The organism is Sulfurospirillum sp. hDNRA2 (assembly GCF_024206095.2).
Taxonomy (GTDB): domain Bacteria; phylum Campylobacterota; class Campylobacteria; order Campylobacterales; family Sulfurospirillaceae; genus Sulfurospirillum.
Genome location: NZ_CP159800.1, coordinates 1,984,283 through 2,000,228, shown reverse-complemented (window position 1 = coordinate 2,000,228; position 15,946 = coordinate 1,984,283). Strand labels below are relative to the sequence as shown.

The following is a 15,946-nucleotide window of genomic DNA, read 5'->3' as shown; positions in this document are numbered from 1 at the left end:
CAATGGTATTACGAGAGAAATTTACGCCGATTTGCTTTTTATCCGCTTTAGGTGCCGGCGGACTTTCCGTTTCGTTTTTTATTTACTTAATGTTCATGATCCCGCACAAAGGCGTTGCAATGACGACCTTTGAGTTTTTTTATCCGGCGTTAATCAAAGGCGACTGGCTCTCGTTTGTAGCGGGAGTCGCCGCTTTAGGTATCGTATTTTTTGCGGGGCTTCATTTTAAACTTTTAGTATGGAATATCAAACAGTACCGCCTCTTTAAACAAAGTGAACGGTATCAAACATTGCTCGGTTCCAATGCGGAAGTGACGTTGATGACGCTCCCTTTAACGTTTACGATGACTATTAACGTCTGTTTTGTTTTGGGTGCGCTTTTTGTCCCTGGATTGTGGAGCGTCGTAGAGTATCTTTTTCCGTTTGCCCTTTTAGGCTTTGCAATATCGGGTTATTTTGCCTTGAAATTTTTTATCGACTACTTCACGCGTCTTATCATTAAAGGCGACTTTGATTTTACTCAAAACAATAGTCTGTCTCAAATGATCTCTATTTTTGCGTTTGCAATGGTTGCCGTCGGTTTTGCGGCACCCGGAGCAATGAGCCATCATTTGACGATTAACGCGATCGGTATTTTTTGTTCGATTTTTTTCAGTGCGATTGCGCTTTTGCTGCTTTTAATTAAAATGATTTTCGGCTTTCAAACGATGTTTGAAAAAGGAATCTCAGCCGAAGCAAGTCCTTCTTTGTGGATTATGATTCCTATTTTGACGCTTTTGGGGATTACGTTTGTGCGTATTAGTTTTGGACTCGATCATCATTTCGACCAAAAAATTGCCAACGCTTCTATGTTTACGTTTACGAGCTTTGTCGTATCGTTACAAATCATTTTCGGGTTGATCGGCTATAAAGTGATGAAAAGCATCGGTTATTTTGAAACCTATATCGCATCCCATACGCTCTCTCCGAGCAGTTTTGCGCTGATTTGCCCCGGAGTCGCGTTTATGGTATTCGGAATGTTTTTTTTGCATACGGGATTGGTCGCCAATAATGTCGTCGAACAAAACTCCATCGCCTATTTTATCGTGATGATGCCTTTTATTTTCGTCCAAATGAAAACGATCGTCTACTTTTTTAAACTCAAAAAGAAGTTTTTTTCTTAAAAAACACCCGTTAAACGTATAGCATCAAGGCATGCTATACGAAACTTTCTACTCGATTATTATTTGTTTCTAAAATAGTTTGCTTAATTTTTTTCGATCAATAAAGAGGCAAATAAAATGTGATACTATCCACGCTATCGTCTTACAGATCGATTTAGGGAGAAACCTTATATGAAAATTATCGTGATCATGTGTGCCTTACTAGCGTATGCTTTCGGTGCTGCTGCTTTAAGCCTTGATGCGGCTATCGAAAAAGTAAAACACAATAACCTTGAAATCGATGCGGCGAAAATGGACGAGCAGATCAAGGAGCTTGAATACCAAATCGCTTCTTCGGCAGCTTACGGCTCTTTGGATCTCAATCAATACGCTCTTCGCAGTAACGACGCCTTGAATGTTTTCGGCTATAAATTACAATCCAGAGAAGCTTCGTTTGCGGATTTCGGATTTAAAGATTTTATTAAAAACCAAAGCGATCCCAATGTCGTGGATATACGCTCCGATGATTTGAACAATCCCAAAGACCGCAATCTCTTTTCGACCAACGTAACGTATACGATTCCACTGTATACGGGCGGTAAAATCGAGCAGTATCGCAAAATGGCACAAGCTTTGAAGGCATTAAGTACGCTTTCGCGCGAGGAGCTCACGGTTCAAAAGATTGCAGAGGTCAAAAAAAGTTTTTATGCGCTGAGTTTGTTGAAAAATCACCTCTATCGCCTCGGCTTGATCGCTCACAATATTGAAAAACTCGAGCAAAGAGCAGTCGCTATGCATGAGGAGGGCTATGCGAAAAAAGTGGATATTTTGGAGGTGCAAACCAAGCGTGCCGATGTGGAGCGCCTCGTCGAACAAGCCAAAGCCAACGAAACCCTTTTGTACCATTACCTTTCGTTTCTTCTCAACGAAAACGTTGAATCGATTGTCGGAAATTACGAAGCCGAGTTGCATCTGGATATACCTTTAGAGACCATGCTCAACGAAAATCGTGCGATTAAGAAGGCAGAGCAAAGTGAAGCGGTTTCCAAAATGAACGTATCGTTACAAGAGAGCAATTTCTTGCCTCAAATCGGAGCTTTCGTGCAATACGGCAGTAGCGACGATCGTTTGATGAACGATTTTTCGAGTCACGACGCGTATACCGTAGGCTTACAGATGAAATGGAATCTCTTTAACGGCGGTGCAGATAAAGCGGGACTCGAAAAAGCGCGTGTGGGCAATTTGAAGGCGGCTAGCGAAGCGCGCTTGGCAAAAGAGACGATAGTGTGGCATATTCGACGCTTGCAGACGCAAATGCACATGTACGAATACGAAATCGCAAGTCTCAAAAAAGAGGTTGAACTCTCCCAAACGGTTTATGAAAATTACACCGGTCGGTATGAGCAAAAACTCGCTTCGATGAGCGAGGTGATTGTGAAGCAATCCGATGCGTTGCGTGCGGTTATGAAGCTTCAAGAAGCACAAAACGCACGTAACGACGTCATCTTCGAATTGGAAAAAATTGCCGCAAAGGAACTTCAGTGAAAACCATACGTTTAGGATATTGGGTATTGCCTTTTTTAGCGTTTTCGATAAGTGCGTCGAGTGCGGATTTGACGTTGAGTGCCAGCGTGGTATCGGATAACGAAAAAAGTATCACCAGCCGCTACATGGGCTACGTTAAAGAGGTGCGCGTGAAAGAGGGCGATGTGGTCAAAAAAGGCGATTTACTTTACAGTATCGATTCCAAAGAGATCGATACGGCATTGGCACAAAGCGATTTGGCGATCGCACAAGCGGAATTGTCGTATCAGATGTATCAAAGTCAATATGCCAACGCCAAGCTCAACGTTGAGCGGCATCAACGCCTTTTTGCCAAAGATATGGTTTCCAAAGCGGACGTGGAAAACTTGGAACTTTCCGCTTCCAATCTCAAAGCAATGAGCGAGATCGCCCAAAAGCAGATCGCGCAAGCCAAACAAAAACGCCAAGAGGTTTCCAATCAGTACCGCTATCTTGATATTAAAGCTCCCAACGACGGCGTCGTGATCGCAAAACATATCGAAGCGGGAGAAATGGCGTTAGCGGGAGTTCCCGCCTTAGTGCTTTCGGATATAACGCATTTAAAAATCGTCGCGGAGATCGCCGAGAGTTATCTAGGTACGATTCAAATCGGACAAAACGTTCGCGTGGATATTCCTTCTATCGGATGCAAAAGCGAAGGAAAAATCGAAGCCATCGTACCGAGTTCCAATCCTATGACGCACGCGTTTAAACTCAAAACATCGTTTACATGTCATGAAGCGCGCGCGTATCCGGGGATGTATGCGACGGTTGTCGTCGGTGAGCGCTAATGCGTACGTACAAAGAAAAATACCTTGCCGGTTTTTTGGCGCGCCTTTTTTTACACAATCCGCTGACGATGATTTTGGGCATTACGCTGATCGTTTTAGGCATTATCGCTCTTTTGATGATGCCCCGAGAAGAAGACCCTCAAATATCCATTAGCGGTGGCGTCGTGATCGTAACGCTTCCGGGTGCGAGTGCCGCGGAAGTCGAGCAAGTCGTTGTCCGTCCTTTGGAGCGACGCATTAAAGAGATCAAAGGCGTCGAGCATATATACGGTATCGCCAGCGACAACGTGGGTATCGTCAACGTAATGTACTATATCGGAGAAAACCGCGAAGCTTCCAATCTCAAACTGTACGATAAAGTGATGCAAAACCTCGATCAGCTTCCAAGCGGTGCTTCTTCTCCGTTGGTGAGACCCTTAGACATCGACATCGATATTCCGATTTTATCGGTTGCGTTTTATGCCAAAGCGGGACACAAAATCGATCCTGTACGTTTGTATCAAAAAGTCGAAGCGATCCGCAACGGTTTAGGCGACGTCCCTAACGTCGCTAAAACCGAGATTAAAGGCGAACATAAAGAGCAATTTAACATCGAAGTCGATTTGCGTAAATTGGCGGGTTATCGCTTGAGCATGGAGCAAATCGTCGGCGCACTTAACGGGCTTAGCATGCGTTTACCGGAAGTGACGAATCATACGGCCGAGGGCAAGCTCGTCGTTTTCGGTGTTAAAAACGTCTTAGAGAACGTCGAAGATATTCAAAACCTGATCGTCGCACACTACGGGGCTTCGGCGATTTACCTCAAAGACGTTGCAACGGTTGACTTAGGGTATGACGTGCAAAATAAAAAAAGTGCCTTGATTAGCGTTAGGCAAAGCGACGGGACGTTAAGCCCGCTGCAAGAACAAGTGACGCTAAGCGTTTCCAAACTCAAAGGTTCCAACGCCGTGTTGATTGCCAAAGACGTTTTAGCGCGTCTTGAAGCGCAAAAACCCATGTTGGACAAAGAGGGTATCGGTTATACGTTAACTCGAAATTACGGAGAACGTGCCAACGACGCGGTTAACGAGTTGGTGTTTCACTTGTTTATTTCTATCGTGATCATCGCTTTTTTGCTCATTTTTATTTTGGGCTGGAGGGAAGGGCTTATCGTCATTTTGACGGTTCCGGCAATTTTGTCGATTACGATTTTTATCGCATACGTCAGCGGTCAAACCATCAATCGGATTACGCTTTTTGCCTTTTTACTGAGTCTTGGACTTTTGGTTGACGACGTGATCGTCGTTATCGAAAATATTCATCGCCATTTGCACGATAAATTCGCGAAAGACAAACCGATGGACGATCTTTTGGTGGAAGCGACCGACGAGATCGGCGCACCGACCAATTTAGCGACGATTGCGATTATTTTGACGATGGTTCCGATGGCGTTTGTCGGTCAAATGATGGGAGAGTTCATGAAACCCATACCGCTGAACGTGCCCGTTGCCATGAGTGCTTCACTCTTAATCGCTTATATTTTTACGCCTTTTTTAGCGCGTAGATTTTTGAAGAAAAAAGAGGTGATAGAAGGGGCAAGCCATGATGCGACGCTTTGAGCAGTTTGTTTACGGTATCTTGCTAGTGCCTCGAAAAAAACGTTTGGTGCTAGTGTTGACGTTATTGGCGTTTATCCTCTCGGTGTTGATGTTTCCGAGTAAAATCGTTTTGGCAAAAATGCTGCCGGGAAAAAGTACCAATACCTTTTCAATCTACGTCGATTTACCCAACGGAAGTTCGTACGTGCAGACGCAAAACGTCAATCAATGCATCGTTTCAATTTTGCAAAAGGAAAAAGAGATTACGGATATCGAAGTTTTCAACGGCATGGGTTCGCCGTTGGATTATGCCGGTCTTGTCAAAGGATCGAGCTTTAAAAACGGCGAACATGTCAGCGAGATCGTGGTCAATTTGACCGATACGCATCAAAGAGAGGAAAAGTCTTACATGATGGTGCATCGTTTACGCGGAGCGATTCAACGTACATGTGAGCCTTTGGTGGCGCAAACTTCGATTAAGATGGTCGAACAACCCGCAGGTCCTCCGACGCAAGCGGCAATCGTCGTTGAGCTTTACGGCGAAAATACCGAGCGTTTAAGCGCGCTTGCCGAAGAGATTAAGACGATTTTGGCGAAGACGAGCGATCTTAAAGACGTGGATATTATGCATGACGATATTTACCCTAAACTCTCACTTCGAATCGACCACGACAAAGCCGCACGCGCGAAACTAAGTATCGAGAGGATTCATCGTTTGCTTTATTTGGGCTTCGAAGGCATGAACGTGACGTATAAAAATCGTGCCGATTCTCCGACGCAAATTCCGCTTTTTCTTGTTTTTAGCGATGCGTCCAAAAGCTTAGAGAAGATGAACAAAGAGGCGTTAAGCGCCAAACTCGCCTCTTTAGTGCTGATGAACGATGAGGGCTTGAGCGTGCCTTTGAGCGAAGTCGTTCGCGTTGAAGAAGTGCTCTCGACGCCGACGATTTTGTCGAAAAATCTTCAAAAAATGGTCAGTATCGTCGCTGAAGCGGATTTGGTGTCGCAAGTCTATCCGCTTTTACAAGCGCGAAGCGCGATCAAAGAGCATTTTCAAGCGCGTTACGATATTAGCGGTACGCACCTGTTCGATTTGCGGCTTAAGGACAAGCAAAGCGGCGAGGTTTACGATCTAGTGTGGGACGGGGAAATGAAAGTGACGATGGATACGTTTCGCGATTTAGGCGGTGCGTTTATCGCGGCATTGGTTTTAATCTTTTTGCTGATGGTCGTGTATTATAAAAGCTTTGCGCTTTCGGGAATCGTACTTTTAGGGAGTTTTCTTTCCATTATCGGCGTGATCGTCGGGCATTGGATTATGGATCTTTTTTCGCACGGGACGTTCTTCTTAACGGCGACGTCGTTAATAGGTTTTATTTCGTTGATGGGGATTAGTTCGCGTAACGCGTTGCTGTTGATCGATTTTTCGCAAGCGATGATCGCGCACGGAATGGCAAAAAAAGAGGCGATCGCCCATGCAAGCGCTACGCGTGCCAAACCGATCATACTCACGGCGGCGGCGATTATTTTGGCGAGTACGTTGCTGGCAGCGGACCCGATTTTCGGTGGATTGGGCGTTGCATTGATTTTCGGAACGATTGCGGCGGTCGTCGCTTCGTTGATCGTCGTTCCGGTTTTGTTGGATAATACGAATTCTCTTTAATACTTACATGTAAAACGGTTTTTTAGCGTTTTACATGTAAGACTCTTTTTCGTGTCGAGGCAATCAGGCGCAAAAGGCGATAGACGAACAGTCGTTTATTCATGAGTCCGATTTTACGGCAACGCGTATCGCGTAAACATTCAAATACTTCTTCAAGAGCCACTTTCTCACTGACCGTCAAGTTTGTCATACCGTTCCTTTTTGCCCGTCGTTAATTTTCCGAACCAGTCTAATAATATCTTCATCCTTTAGCATCCCGAGCATATTAAATACGACGGGAATCCCAAGGGGCGCGCTACTTCCGAGTCTCCACTCCTGATAGGTGCGCATGGAAATGCCGCATGTTTCCGCCATTTTTTTCTGAGAAATTTTCTTCCCCATATTTTCGGCTTCGACGGCATTGTGCAAAAGATTGATGATATCGCTTGTTTTCATCTTATTATAATACAAATTAACGTATTAAATATTCATTAAAATATATAAAACATACTATTTAATTTATTATTTAATCAAAATAATAGATGTTTAATTCTTTAAAACAAATAAAAAATACATAAAAAAGAAATTTATATACAACATAATGTATAAAAAATAACGATTTTGTAGTCGTGCTTTTTTTCGCTATAATGGCAAAAACTAAAAATTAGGAGAATGTATGGCCTCTATCTCTATGGGCGACTTAAAAAAAGGATTGAAGATCGAAATTAACGGTGTTCCTTACAAAATCGTGGAGTACCAACACGTCAAGCCGGGCAAAGGCGCGGCGTTCGTTCGTTGTAAAATTAAATCGTTTTTAGACGGCAAAGTGATTGAAAAAACGTTTCATGCGGGCGATAAATGCGAAACGCCTCATTTGGAAGATAAAATTATGCAGTTTTTATACGACGACGGCGAATTTTTACAGTTTATGGACAGCGTCAGTTACGAGCAAATCGCGTTAACGCATGACCAAGTCGGCGATGCGGCGGATTGGATTATCGACGGAATGAACGTGGATATGTTGTACCACAACGGCAAACCCATCAGCGTGGAAGCTCCGCAATTCGTTGAACTCAAAATCGTAGAGACGCCGCCGAACTTTAAAGGCGATACGCAAGGTGGTAAAAAACCGGCAACGCTTGAGAGCGGAGCGGTCGTTCAAGTACCTTTCCACGTCGTTGAGGGTGACGTCATCAAAGTCGATACCGTACGCGGCGAATACTTAGAAAAAGTCAAATAACTTCTCCATCGGCATAGCGTGATCGGCGTTATGCCTCCTCTTTTCGTGCTATAATTTTTCCCAAGACTCATTAGGAGAAAAAGATGCGCAAAAATGTTTTAATTCCCTTAGCCGAAGGTTTCGAAGAAATAGAAGCCGTTACCCTCGTCGATATTTTACGTAGAGCCGACGTTAACGTCGTAACGGTCTCATTGCACGCAAGCTTACATGTCAAAGGTGCGCACGCGATTAGCGTGGTTGCGGATGCTTTTTTAAGCGAACAAAATCCCGAATATTTCGATATGATCGTTTTGCCAGGTGGCCTTCCGGGAGCTACCAATTTAGCCGCCGACGCAACCGTTCAGCATTGGCTTCAAACATTTGACGCGCAAGGTAAAGAGATTGCCGCCATATGTGCCGCTCCGTATGCACTGTATACCGCGGGCGTTTTAAAAGAGCGCTTTACATGTTATCCCGATTTTCACTCCCGCATTCCTCAAAAAGGGTACGATGCGACGGAAAAAGTTGTTCAGAGTATGAACGTTACGACCTCTCAAGGTCCCTCTACCGCTATGGACTTTGCACTTACGCTGGTAGAAAAACTCTGTTCAAAAAGAGTCGTAGACGAACTTCGCGAAGCGTTATTGCTCGCATAGCGTTATCTTCAGGGCAACGAGATCGCATTTTTTTGCGTATCTCGTTGTTGATTATTTCTTTCAAAATAGAACGCATTAAATCAGCAAAAAACCCATGATATAGAGCCTTTAACAAGCAGATTTTAAGTATTAGGATTATAAGATTGCTCATTTTATCGGGCTAAGGAGAAAAGATGTTTGCGACGATTCGAAGCAAATTGGTGGTCTTGCTGGTTGTGTTGACCGTAGGATTTATTATTTTAGGTTATCAAATTATTAAGTCTAACAACGACGGAAAAATGACGGCAATTCGTCTTTCGACACTCGCTAACGCCGAAACGTCGCTTGCAACCTGTATGATGGAATTACGCGGCTTTCAACTGTTGGGGAAAGAAGAACAATTGAAGAGTTTGGAGAGCAATTATAAAGAGCTTTTAGAGAACCTTGCATATTTAAAAACGATTTTGCTCTCAGTTCATAATAAAGAAGCATTGATCAAACTCGAAGCAGATATTCAAAAATGGAAGGCCTTAAATACCCCGCGTTTGGAAATTCTTAAAAAATACGGCACGCAAGTCAACGATCCTCGCTTTAGCCAAGAACACGCTGAAGCGTATGCGACGTTAACGGGCTTAACCAAAGAGTCTGCCGTTTTATTTGAAGGTATTAGTAAAGATGCCGACAGTCTGGAAGAGGGGGTTCGTCAAGCCAATTTTGAACGTTTGGACAGTACGAAAATTTTTTCGGAAGCCACTTTAGTTGCCGTTTCGCTCTTTGCGTTGGGACTTTGTTTTTTTATTATCCGCTCGATCAATCAATCGATCGAAAAAACCAAAGAAGGGATCGGGTTTATTCGTACGAACAAATCGCTCGTTTCGCGCATCGATAGCGGCAATCAAGACGAGATGAACGATATTGCGCAGATGCAAAACGAACTCCTTTCAGACATTAACGCCGCGATTAACAACGCGAAAACGAACGCTCTTGAAAACGCTTCGGTTGCCGAGGAGCTCTCCAGCACGAGTTTGCAGATCGGTAAACGTGCGGAAGAAGAGGCGAGTGCTCTTAAAGAGGCGGTTTTTGAAGCGCAAAAAGTGGCAAGGGAAATCGTTGAAACCAACGACGACGTCCAGACCGTGAAAAACGTAACGACGACGGCACAAAACAGTCTTTTGAAAGCACAGTCCGTATTGCAAGAAACGTTAGGCCATTTAGAGCAAACGGTTCAAGCCGAAATGCAGATCAACGATCGACTCAATCAACTCTCTCAAGACGCCGGACAAGTCAAAAGCGTCTTGGACGTCATCGGCGATATTGCCGATCAAACCAACCTTCTAGCCCTCAATGCCGCGATCGAAGCCGCACGTGCGGGTGAGCACGGACGCGGTTTTGCCGTCGTAGCCGATGAAGTTCGAAAACTGGCCGAACGTACGCAAAAAAGTTTGATCGAAACCAATGCGACGATTAACGTCATCGTTCAAGCAATCGGCGACATTAGCGGTCAGATGAACCATAATGCCGAGCGCATCGGAACGCTCAGTACCTACTCCAACAACGTCAGCACACAAACGGTAGATGCGGTATCGCTTTTGGGGCAAAGCGTGGAAGCGACCGATCGCGTGGTCGTGAAGTCCAAACAAAACGTCGAGCGTATTCAAAGCGTGATTATCCAAAAAATCGAAACCATTAACGCTCTTTCAAGCTCCAATGCCAGAAGCGTCGAAGAAATCGCCTCTGCCGCAGAGCATTTAGCGCGCTTATCAGAGAATCTCAGTGCCATGCTTGCCGAGTTTAAAACCGCGTAAGCTTTTACATGTAAGAAGTGCTTGCCGCTTCTTACGTCTTCTCTTTGTAGTGGAGTTTTAATCCCTCACTGCTCATCACGAAACCTTCGATAACGATTTTGCCCTCATGTACCATTTTATGATGTTTGGCGCAGAGCGGGATGAGGTTGTAGCGGTGGTTTTGGTGAAAATGCTCGATGTTGCCATGCTCATCCGCACTCTCTTGGGCTTTGATGTGGTGTACCTCTTCAACATACTCGTCGCAGAGTGCGCATTTTGCCAGATAGAGGTTTTTATTGTATTTGCTACGTTTTTTCTGTTTTAACAGTTCGACTTCGCCCAATTCGTTTGCCAATCGGTTGCGAATTTCGTAAGCGGTTTTAATAAACTCGGCATCCATATGAAGCGATTTGGCAAATTCCAAGCCGTAGAGTGAGCTACCGCTGCCGATTTCCAATTTACGGTTGTACAGAAGCGTATCGTGTTCTTCGTCGTAACTCACGCCTAAATGCAGAGCAATCACGTTTTGAAGTGCACCGATGATCGTCAGTCGGGTGAGTTGATGCAAATGCGTGGCAAATACGAACGCAGGACCGAGCACGTGCATTTTTTGAATGCTGCTTGCCACGATGGCGAGGGCCGATTCGGTTTCGGTTCCGTGACTGATTTCATCACCCAAAACGAGCGAGTAGGGCGTGGCGCGATTGAAAATATTTTTGAGCTCCAACATCTCCACCGTAAACGTCGAAAGCCCTTTATAGAGGTTGTCGTGGCTCATAATGCGCGTAAAAATCTTATCAAAAACATTAAAACGCATCGAAGCGCAGGGAACGAAAAAACCCGATTGCGCCATAATGACGGCAATGCCAAGGCTTTTCATCAAGGATGATTTACCGCTAGAATTGATGCCGTAGAGTAAAATGCCCTGAACCGTATCGCCCGAACATGCTTCGATCGTGACGTGATCGTGCGTGATCGAAGGGGTGATCGAGCCTAAAAAAAGATCGTTGGGAATGTATATGCCGTTTTCTTCGCGCGATTCGATCAAAGGATGGCGAAGCCCCACGACTTCGATAAAGCGGTTTTTCTCTTGCATCGGCAATACTTCGGGACGCACGTAGTTGTATAAAACGGCACATTTGGCATTACTGAGCGCGACGTCGAGGGTTCCGACAAAAGAGATGAGATGCTCCAAACTTAAGGCGTAATGGGTCTCGATCTTTTCGAGTATTTCATCATAGCGTTGTTTAACCAAGGCGATCATGTGAACGTTGTTCAGCGTGATTTCGTGGGAGATTTCTTCGATCAAAGAGGCGGAGATCTTGACGCTGTTTTTCAGTCGTCGAAACGTAAAATCTTTGAAAAAATAGTGTTGCTCGCCTATCGTGATAAAACTTTGCATCAGTTTGTCTTCAATGAGGGCAAAACGGTTTTTACTGATCGAAATATAATGCCCCTCGCTCTCTAACCATTCGATGCTGAGTGTCGTGCGCTGGCTCTCGTCGAAAAAGCTTTCGATATGTTCGGCAATGCGTTCGAGTGCCTTCATACGCTCGCTTTTAGCGTGTTCGATTTTATCGATTTGCGGAAAGATGCCGCTTTGAAAAAGGTTTTCGTTGATCTGGTCTTTGCGAAATTTTGCGCATACGTCCAACACGAACGTTTTTTGAAGCATGCAAAGCAGGGCTTCGCTTTCGTCAAAAAGGTTTTTCGGAATCGCCATTTGTTTCAGTTCCGCTTCGCGCAAAATGCTCAAAAGCGATTCGAGCGACGTAGCGAGGTAATCGAGTTCCAAAGGGTGCAGCTTTTTGAGCGCAATGCGTCTTAAAATGCGCTCCAAATCGTACACTTGTTTGAGCGCAATTTCAAATTTTTTATAATCATTCATCAGTTGCGCGCTCAGATCGAAACGCTCTTGAAGCGTTTTAAGATCGCAAATAGGGTTTAAAAGGCGTTCTTTTAAAAGCCGTTTGCCGATAGCGGTGGAGGTCTGGTCGATGAGGTTCAGTAGGGTCATTTCGGAAGGATTACGCGAAATGATCCCCAGTTGTTCGAGCGCGTTATTGCCGATGTAGAGGTAACGGCTGTTTCCAAGAAGGATCGGTCGGCTCATCTTTTCGATAATGCCGGCATCGTGCTCGATGATGAAATCGCACAAAATCGCCAACGATTCGCTGGCGTAAGGATAGCGTTCGATGTCGAGGTATTCGATGGGAGAGAGCAAAGAGCGAATCGCGTAAATGCGCCCGAAAAGTTCGTTCTGGTAGGCAACTTTAAGGCGTTCTGTGTTGAAGCTGTGCGAGACGCTCGACGTGATTTCAAGGTAGTTTTGCACCCACTCTTTATCGATGCTCTCGGTATTGAACGTGAGGACGATTTCGGATGTTTTGTAGGTTTGTAAAAGGTTGAAAATTTCATCGAGCGCGTAGGTTTTATCTTCTCTTGTGCCGTGAACTTCGTTGATAACGGTTTTGCCCGTACTGACGTCGATGGCGCTGTAGCCGACGGAATAAATGTGATGGTTGCAGTCGATCAGTAAGGAGACGAGATAGTTTTCGCTCGATTCGATGACGTAATCGAAATTGGTTCCGGGGCTGATGATATTGGAGATGTAGCGTTTAACATGCGGCGGTTCGCCTTTTTGACGTACTAAGACGATCGTGTATTTTTTAGCCTGAACCAAACGGCTCAAATAGCGATCGAGCGAAACGGCGGGAATGCCCGCAAGCAGAGGATTTTGCACGGAGTTTTCTAAAATGGATTTGTTTTTACGCGTGAGTTGGATGTTGAGAAGTTCGCTCACCTCTTTGGCTTTGCCGATTTGATGTGTTTCGTTATTGACTTCGTAGGTTTCGAAAAAAGAGCCGATTTCCATAAAGACAATCGTATTTTTGCCGTATTTTTCCTCAAAAAAAAGCTGAAGATCAAAATAAATTTCGGTCAATAACTTCTCTTTGGAGCAAAGCATTTGTGCAATATTTTCAAGCATTCGTATCGTTTCCGTCTCTTTAGAATGACTAGATTATAGCGCAGGAAAGCATAAAGTTTGGTTTGCCGCAAGCCGTTTTAAGGTACAATAAAAGGACATTTTGTAAAGGATAACCATGGAGATTGAAATTTCAACCCCCGCACTTTTATTTCCCGCCGTTTCGCTTCTTTTATTGGCGTATACTAACCGTTTCTTAGCCGTTGCGCAACTTGTGAGGATGTTGCATCGACAATCCAGCGAGCGCGAAAATTGCGAAGAGTACAAACAAATCCAAAGCCTCAAACACCGTTTGGAACTGACCAAATGGATGCAATTTTTCGGCGTACTTTCCATCTTGCTCTGTACCTTCTCGATGTTTGATCTTTTCTTGGGCATTTTAGAGTTAGGGAAAAAAATTTTTGGACTCAGTTTGATTGCGATGTGCATTTCGCTGTTTATCTCCCTTTGGGAAGTGATGATCTCGACGCGCGCTTTAAATATGGAACTGAGCGACATGCACGATCGCTGTAAAATAATCGAGGACAAATGAACCGATACCTGCTTGTAGGCGAGAAGAATCGTCTTAAAATCAACCGTTATACCGACAATGGCGTTTACCTGATCTGTGAAGACAAAGACGAAGTCCTCATGCCCAACCAATACGTCACCTACGCGATGAAAGAGGGCGATGAGATCGATGTGTTTGTCTATTTTGACTCGGAAGATCGTATTGTGGCGAGCACCACCTTTCCCAAAGCGATGTTAGACCAATTTGGCTGTTTTGAAGTGGTCGACGTAACGCCCTTTGGTGCTTTTTTGGACTGGGGTTTGCCTAAAGATCTGCTCGTACCCAAAGCACTTCAAAAGTTCCCGTTTTATGTGGGAATGAAGGTGATCGTTCAGGTCTGTTTGGACGACGAGACGGGGCGTATCATCGGTTCTCAAAAGTACAACGATTTTTTAAAAAAAGATTTGAGCGCCTTGAAGCTCAAACAAGAAGTGACCGTGTTGGTGCGCGAACGCACACCCCTTGGCTTTAAAGTCATCGTCAACAACCTTTACGATGGGCTCATCTTTCACAATGAAATTTTTGAGAACATTGATGTGGGTGATGAAAAAACGGGTTATATCAAAACCCTTCGCAAAGACGGCAAGCTCGACATCGTGTTGCGTCCCATCGGCGATAAAAGCGACGAGGTTGCCGCGGCGAAGATCGTAGAGATTTTAGGTGCAAGCGGCGGAGCATGTGAAATGAATTACAAGAGTACGCCCGAGGAGATTTCGCAACGTTTCGGCTTAAGCCGTAAGGCGTATAAACGCGCCCTCACCAAACTCATTGAAGCAAAAAAACTTGAAGTCAACGACGAAGGCATGAAGCTTTTATGAGTCGTGTTGCCATCATCGGAGCGGGGGCGTCGGGGCTTGTCTGCGCCATCGAAGCTTCTCGTAAAGGACACAGCGTCACGCTCTTTGAAAAAAACGGTAAAGTCGGGCGCAAAATCCTCGCCACGGGGAACGGTAAATGCAATATCTCCAATGAGAAGATCAGCCTTGAGCGTTACCATGGTGCATCTGTGGGCTTTGCCAAAGAAGCACTAAGACGTTTCGACACCTTTACATGTAAAGCTTTTTTTCGCTCTTTGGGGTTGGAAATGCGTGAAGGCGAAGAGGGCAGGCTTTACCCGATGAGTCATCAAGCCTCCAGCGTCGTTGATATGCTTTTGCATGAAGTACGCTCTTTACATGTCAGCATTGTGCTGGAATCCGAAGTGAGCAAAATCGAGAAAAAAGGTGCGGAATTTGTTTTACATGTCAACGCGCAAACGTATGTTTTTGACGCCTGCGTGATCGCCACGGGAAGCATTGCGATGCCAACCCTTGGGAGTTCCGGAAGCGGCTATGCGTTTGCCAAAAGCTTGGGGCATAGCGTCATTGAGCCGTACCCTTCGTTGGTACAGTTTGTGTGCGATGAGCCGCATCTTAAAGAGGTGAGTGGCGTGAAGATGGACGCCATTGTCGAGCTTTACATCGACAATCAAAAATGCCAAAGCGTGCAAGGCGATCTGCTTTTTACCGCGTACGGGCTTTCCGGTTCAGCGATTTTAGACCTCAGTCGCAAAACGTCGCATGCGTTGGTTAACCATGAATCCGTGCATGTCGTGCTCGATCTTTTGCCCATGCTTTCGCGTGAAGCATTGACCTCTTTGCTTCAAAAAAGACTCAGTGTCGCCAAAGACAAGTCGCTCTCGTTGTGGTTGGAGGGGATGATCCCTAAAAAGTTAGCTCATTTTATCATTGAAAATACTCGCCTAACGCACATCAAAGAGGCCTCGACACTCGGCGTCAAAGAGATCAAAAAGATCGTCTTTGCTTTGAAGGCGTTGCGTTTACATGTAAAGGCGACCAAAGGATTTGAAAGTGCCGAAGTGTGCGCAGGCGGCGTGGACGTAAGCGAACTCGATGCTAAAAACTTGATGTCAAAAAAGATAGTCAATCTCTATTTTTGCGGCGAAGTGTTGGACATTGACGGCGATTGCGGAGGTTTTAACCTTCACTTTGCATGGGCTTCGGGGTATCTTGTAGGGCAAAGTCTCTAAGCGTATCGCCCTCAGACGTTTTGAGAAA

At 45.0% G+C, this 15,946-nt stretch carries 14 protein-coding genes; 11 read left to right on the top strand and 3 right to left on the bottom strand.

The window, feature by feature from the left end; all coding sequences use genetic code 11:
- Nucleotides 1-2 precede the first annotated feature (2 nt).
- The 5 genes from NL930_RS09815 (at nt 3) to NL930_RS09795 (ending at nt 6,736) form a co-directional block, all read left to right on the top strand.
- On the top strand, nt 3-1,163 hold the full coding sequence (locus tag NL930_RS09815; protein WP_060826452.1) for a hypothetical protein: 1,161 nt from the start codon (nt 3-5) through the stop codon (nt 1,161-1,163).
- Nucleotides 1,164-1,334: 171 nt separating this feature from the next.
- Complete coding sequence (locus tag NL930_RS09810; protein ID WP_060826451.1) at nt 1,335-2,687, top strand: TolC family protein; 1,353 nt, start codon at nt 1,335-1,337, stop codon at nt 2,685-2,687.
- A 5-nt stretch (nt 2,688-2,692) separates the two neighbouring features.
- Entirely contained in the window at nt 2,693-3,496 is an 804-nt protein-coding gene (locus NL930_RS09805) for an efflux RND transporter periplasmic adaptor subunit (protein ID WP_060826979.1), read from the top strand.
- On the top strand, nt 3,496-5,094 hold the full coding sequence (locus NL930_RS09800; RefSeq protein ID WP_254376567.1) for an efflux RND transporter permease subunit: 1,599 nt from the start codon (nt 3,496-3,498) through the stop codon (nt 5,092-5,094). Before NL930_RS09805 ends, NL930_RS09800 begins: the two co-directional genes overlap by 1 nt.
- Complete coding sequence (locus NL930_RS09795; protein WP_254376566.1) at nt 5,078-6,736, top strand: efflux RND transporter permease subunit; 1,659 nt, start codon at nt 5,078-5,080, stop codon at nt 6,734-6,736. Before NL930_RS09800 ends, NL930_RS09795 begins: the two co-directional genes overlap by 17 nt.
- A gap of 22 nt (nt 6,737-6,758) precedes the next feature.
- Here NL930_RS09795 and NL930_RS09790 read toward each other — a convergent pair whose 3' ends face one another.
- Nucleotides 6,759-6,926, bottom strand: coding sequence for a hypothetical protein (locus NL930_RS09790; protein ID WP_156143364.1), 168 nt, complete (start codon nt 6,924-6,926; stop codon nt 6,759-6,761).
- Nucleotides 6,923-7,171, bottom strand: a complete 249-nt coding sequence (locus NL930_RS09785; RefSeq protein ID WP_039672375.1) for a hypothetical protein — start codon at nt 7,169-7,171, stop codon at nt 6,923-6,925. The genes NL930_RS09790 and NL930_RS09785 overlap by 4 nt, the downstream gene beginning before the upstream one ends.
- Before the next feature lie 220 nt (nt 7,172-7,391).
- Between NL930_RS09785 and efp the strand changes: the two genes are divergently transcribed.
- From efp to NL930_RS09770, 3 genes are all read left to right on the top strand, one after another.
- Nucleotides 7,392-7,955: an elongation factor P gene (gene efp / locus NL930_RS09780; RefSeq protein ID WP_060826448.1), complete on the top strand. Its 564-nt coding sequence runs from the start codon at nt 7,392-7,394 to the stop codon at nt 7,953-7,955.
- 83 nt (nt 7,956-8,038) lie between these two features.
- Nucleotides 8,039-8,590, top strand: coding sequence for a DJ-1 family glyoxalase III (locus NL930_RS09775; RefSeq protein WP_254376565.1), 552 nt, complete (start codon nt 8,039-8,041; stop codon nt 8,588-8,590).
- Between the two features lie 173 nt (nt 8,591-8,763).
- A complete protein-coding gene (locus NL930_RS09770; RefSeq protein ID WP_254376564.1) occupies nt 8,764-10,374 on the top strand; it encodes a methyl-accepting chemotaxis protein in 1,611 nt (536 codons plus the stop codon).
- 31 nt (nt 10,375-10,405) lie between these two features.
- Here NL930_RS09770 and NL930_RS09765 read toward each other — a convergent pair whose 3' ends face one another.
- Nucleotides 10,406-13,342: a DNA mismatch repair protein gene (locus NL930_RS09765; RefSeq protein ID WP_254376563.1), complete on the bottom strand. Its 2,937-nt coding sequence runs from the start codon at nt 13,340-13,342 to the stop codon at nt 10,406-10,408.
- A 115-nt stretch (nt 13,343-13,457) separates the two neighbouring features.
- Here NL930_RS09765 and NL930_RS09760 point away from each other — a divergent pair, with 115 nt between their 5' ends.
- The 3 genes from NL930_RS09760 to NL930_RS09750 are packed head-to-tail and all read left to right on the top strand — an operon-like array spanning nt 13,458 to nt 15,918.
- Nucleotides 13,458-13,871: a DUF2721 domain-containing protein gene (locus NL930_RS09760; RefSeq protein ID WP_025343985.1), complete on the top strand. Its 414-nt coding sequence runs from the start codon at nt 13,458-13,460 to the stop codon at nt 13,869-13,871.
- Complete coding sequence (locus tag NL930_RS09755; RefSeq protein ID WP_254376562.1) at nt 13,868-14,707, top strand: S1 RNA-binding domain-containing protein; 840 nt, start codon at nt 13,868-13,870, stop codon at nt 14,705-14,707. Before NL930_RS09760 ends, NL930_RS09755 begins: the two co-directional genes overlap by 4 nt.
- Nucleotides 14,704-15,918, top strand: a complete 1,215-nt coding sequence (locus tag NL930_RS09750; RefSeq protein ID WP_254376561.1) for an NAD(P)/FAD-dependent oxidoreductase — start codon at nt 14,704-14,706, stop codon at nt 15,916-15,918. The genes NL930_RS09755 and NL930_RS09750 overlap by 4 nt, the downstream gene beginning before the upstream one ends.
- Nucleotides 15,919-15,946 lie beyond the last annotated feature (28 nt).

Excerpts from the sequence above, each read along its gene's own strand:
- NL930_RS09815 (WP_060826452.1), top strand. The coding sequence starts at position 3 with ATGGTATTACGAGAGAAATTTACGCCGATTTGCTTTTTATCCGCTTTA.
- NL930_RS09810 (WP_060826451.1), top strand. The coding sequence starts at position 1,335 with ATGAAAATTATCGTGATCATGTGTGCCTTACTAGCGTATGCTTTCGGT.
- NL930_RS09800 (WP_254376567.1), top strand. The coding sequence starts at position 3,496 with ATGCGTACGTACAAAGAAAAATACCTTGCCGGTTTTTTGGCGCGCCTT.
- NL930_RS09795 (WP_254376566.1), top strand. The coding sequence starts at position 5,078 with ATGATGCGACGCTTTGAGCAGTTTGTTTACGGTATCTTGCTAGTGCCT.
- NL930_RS09790 (WP_156143364.1), bottom strand. The coding sequence starts at position 6,926 with ATGACAAACTTGACGGTCAGTGAGAAAGTGGCTCTTGAAGAAGTATTT.
- NL930_RS09785 (WP_039672375.1), bottom strand. The coding sequence starts at position 7,171 with ATGAAAACAAGCGATATCATCAATCTTTTGCACAATGCCGTCGAAGCC.
- efp (WP_060826448.1), top strand. The coding sequence starts at position 7,392 with ATGGCCTCTATCTCTATGGGCGACTTAAAAAAAGGATTGAAGATCGAA.
- NL930_RS09775 (WP_254376565.1), top strand. The coding sequence starts at position 8,039 with ATGCGCAAAAATGTTTTAATTCCCTTAGCCGAAGGTTTCGAAGAAATA.
- NL930_RS09770 (WP_254376564.1), top strand. The coding sequence starts at position 8,764 with ATGTTTGCGACGATTCGAAGCAAATTGGTGGTCTTGCTGGTTGTGTTG.
- NL930_RS09765 (WP_254376563.1), bottom strand. The coding sequence starts at position 13,342 with ATGCTTGAAAATATTGCACAAATGCTTTGCTCCAAAGAGAAGTTATTG.
- NL930_RS09760 (WP_025343985.1), top strand. The coding sequence starts at position 13,458 with ATGGAGATTGAAATTTCAACCCCCGCACTTTTATTTCCCGCCGTTTCG.
- NL930_RS09755 (WP_254376562.1), top strand. The coding sequence starts at position 13,868 with ATGAACCGATACCTGCTTGTAGGCGAGAAGAATCGTCTTAAAATCAAC.
- NL930_RS09750 (WP_254376561.1), top strand. The coding sequence starts at position 14,704 with ATGAGTCGTGTTGCCATCATCGGAGCGGGGGCGTCGGGGCTTGTCTGC.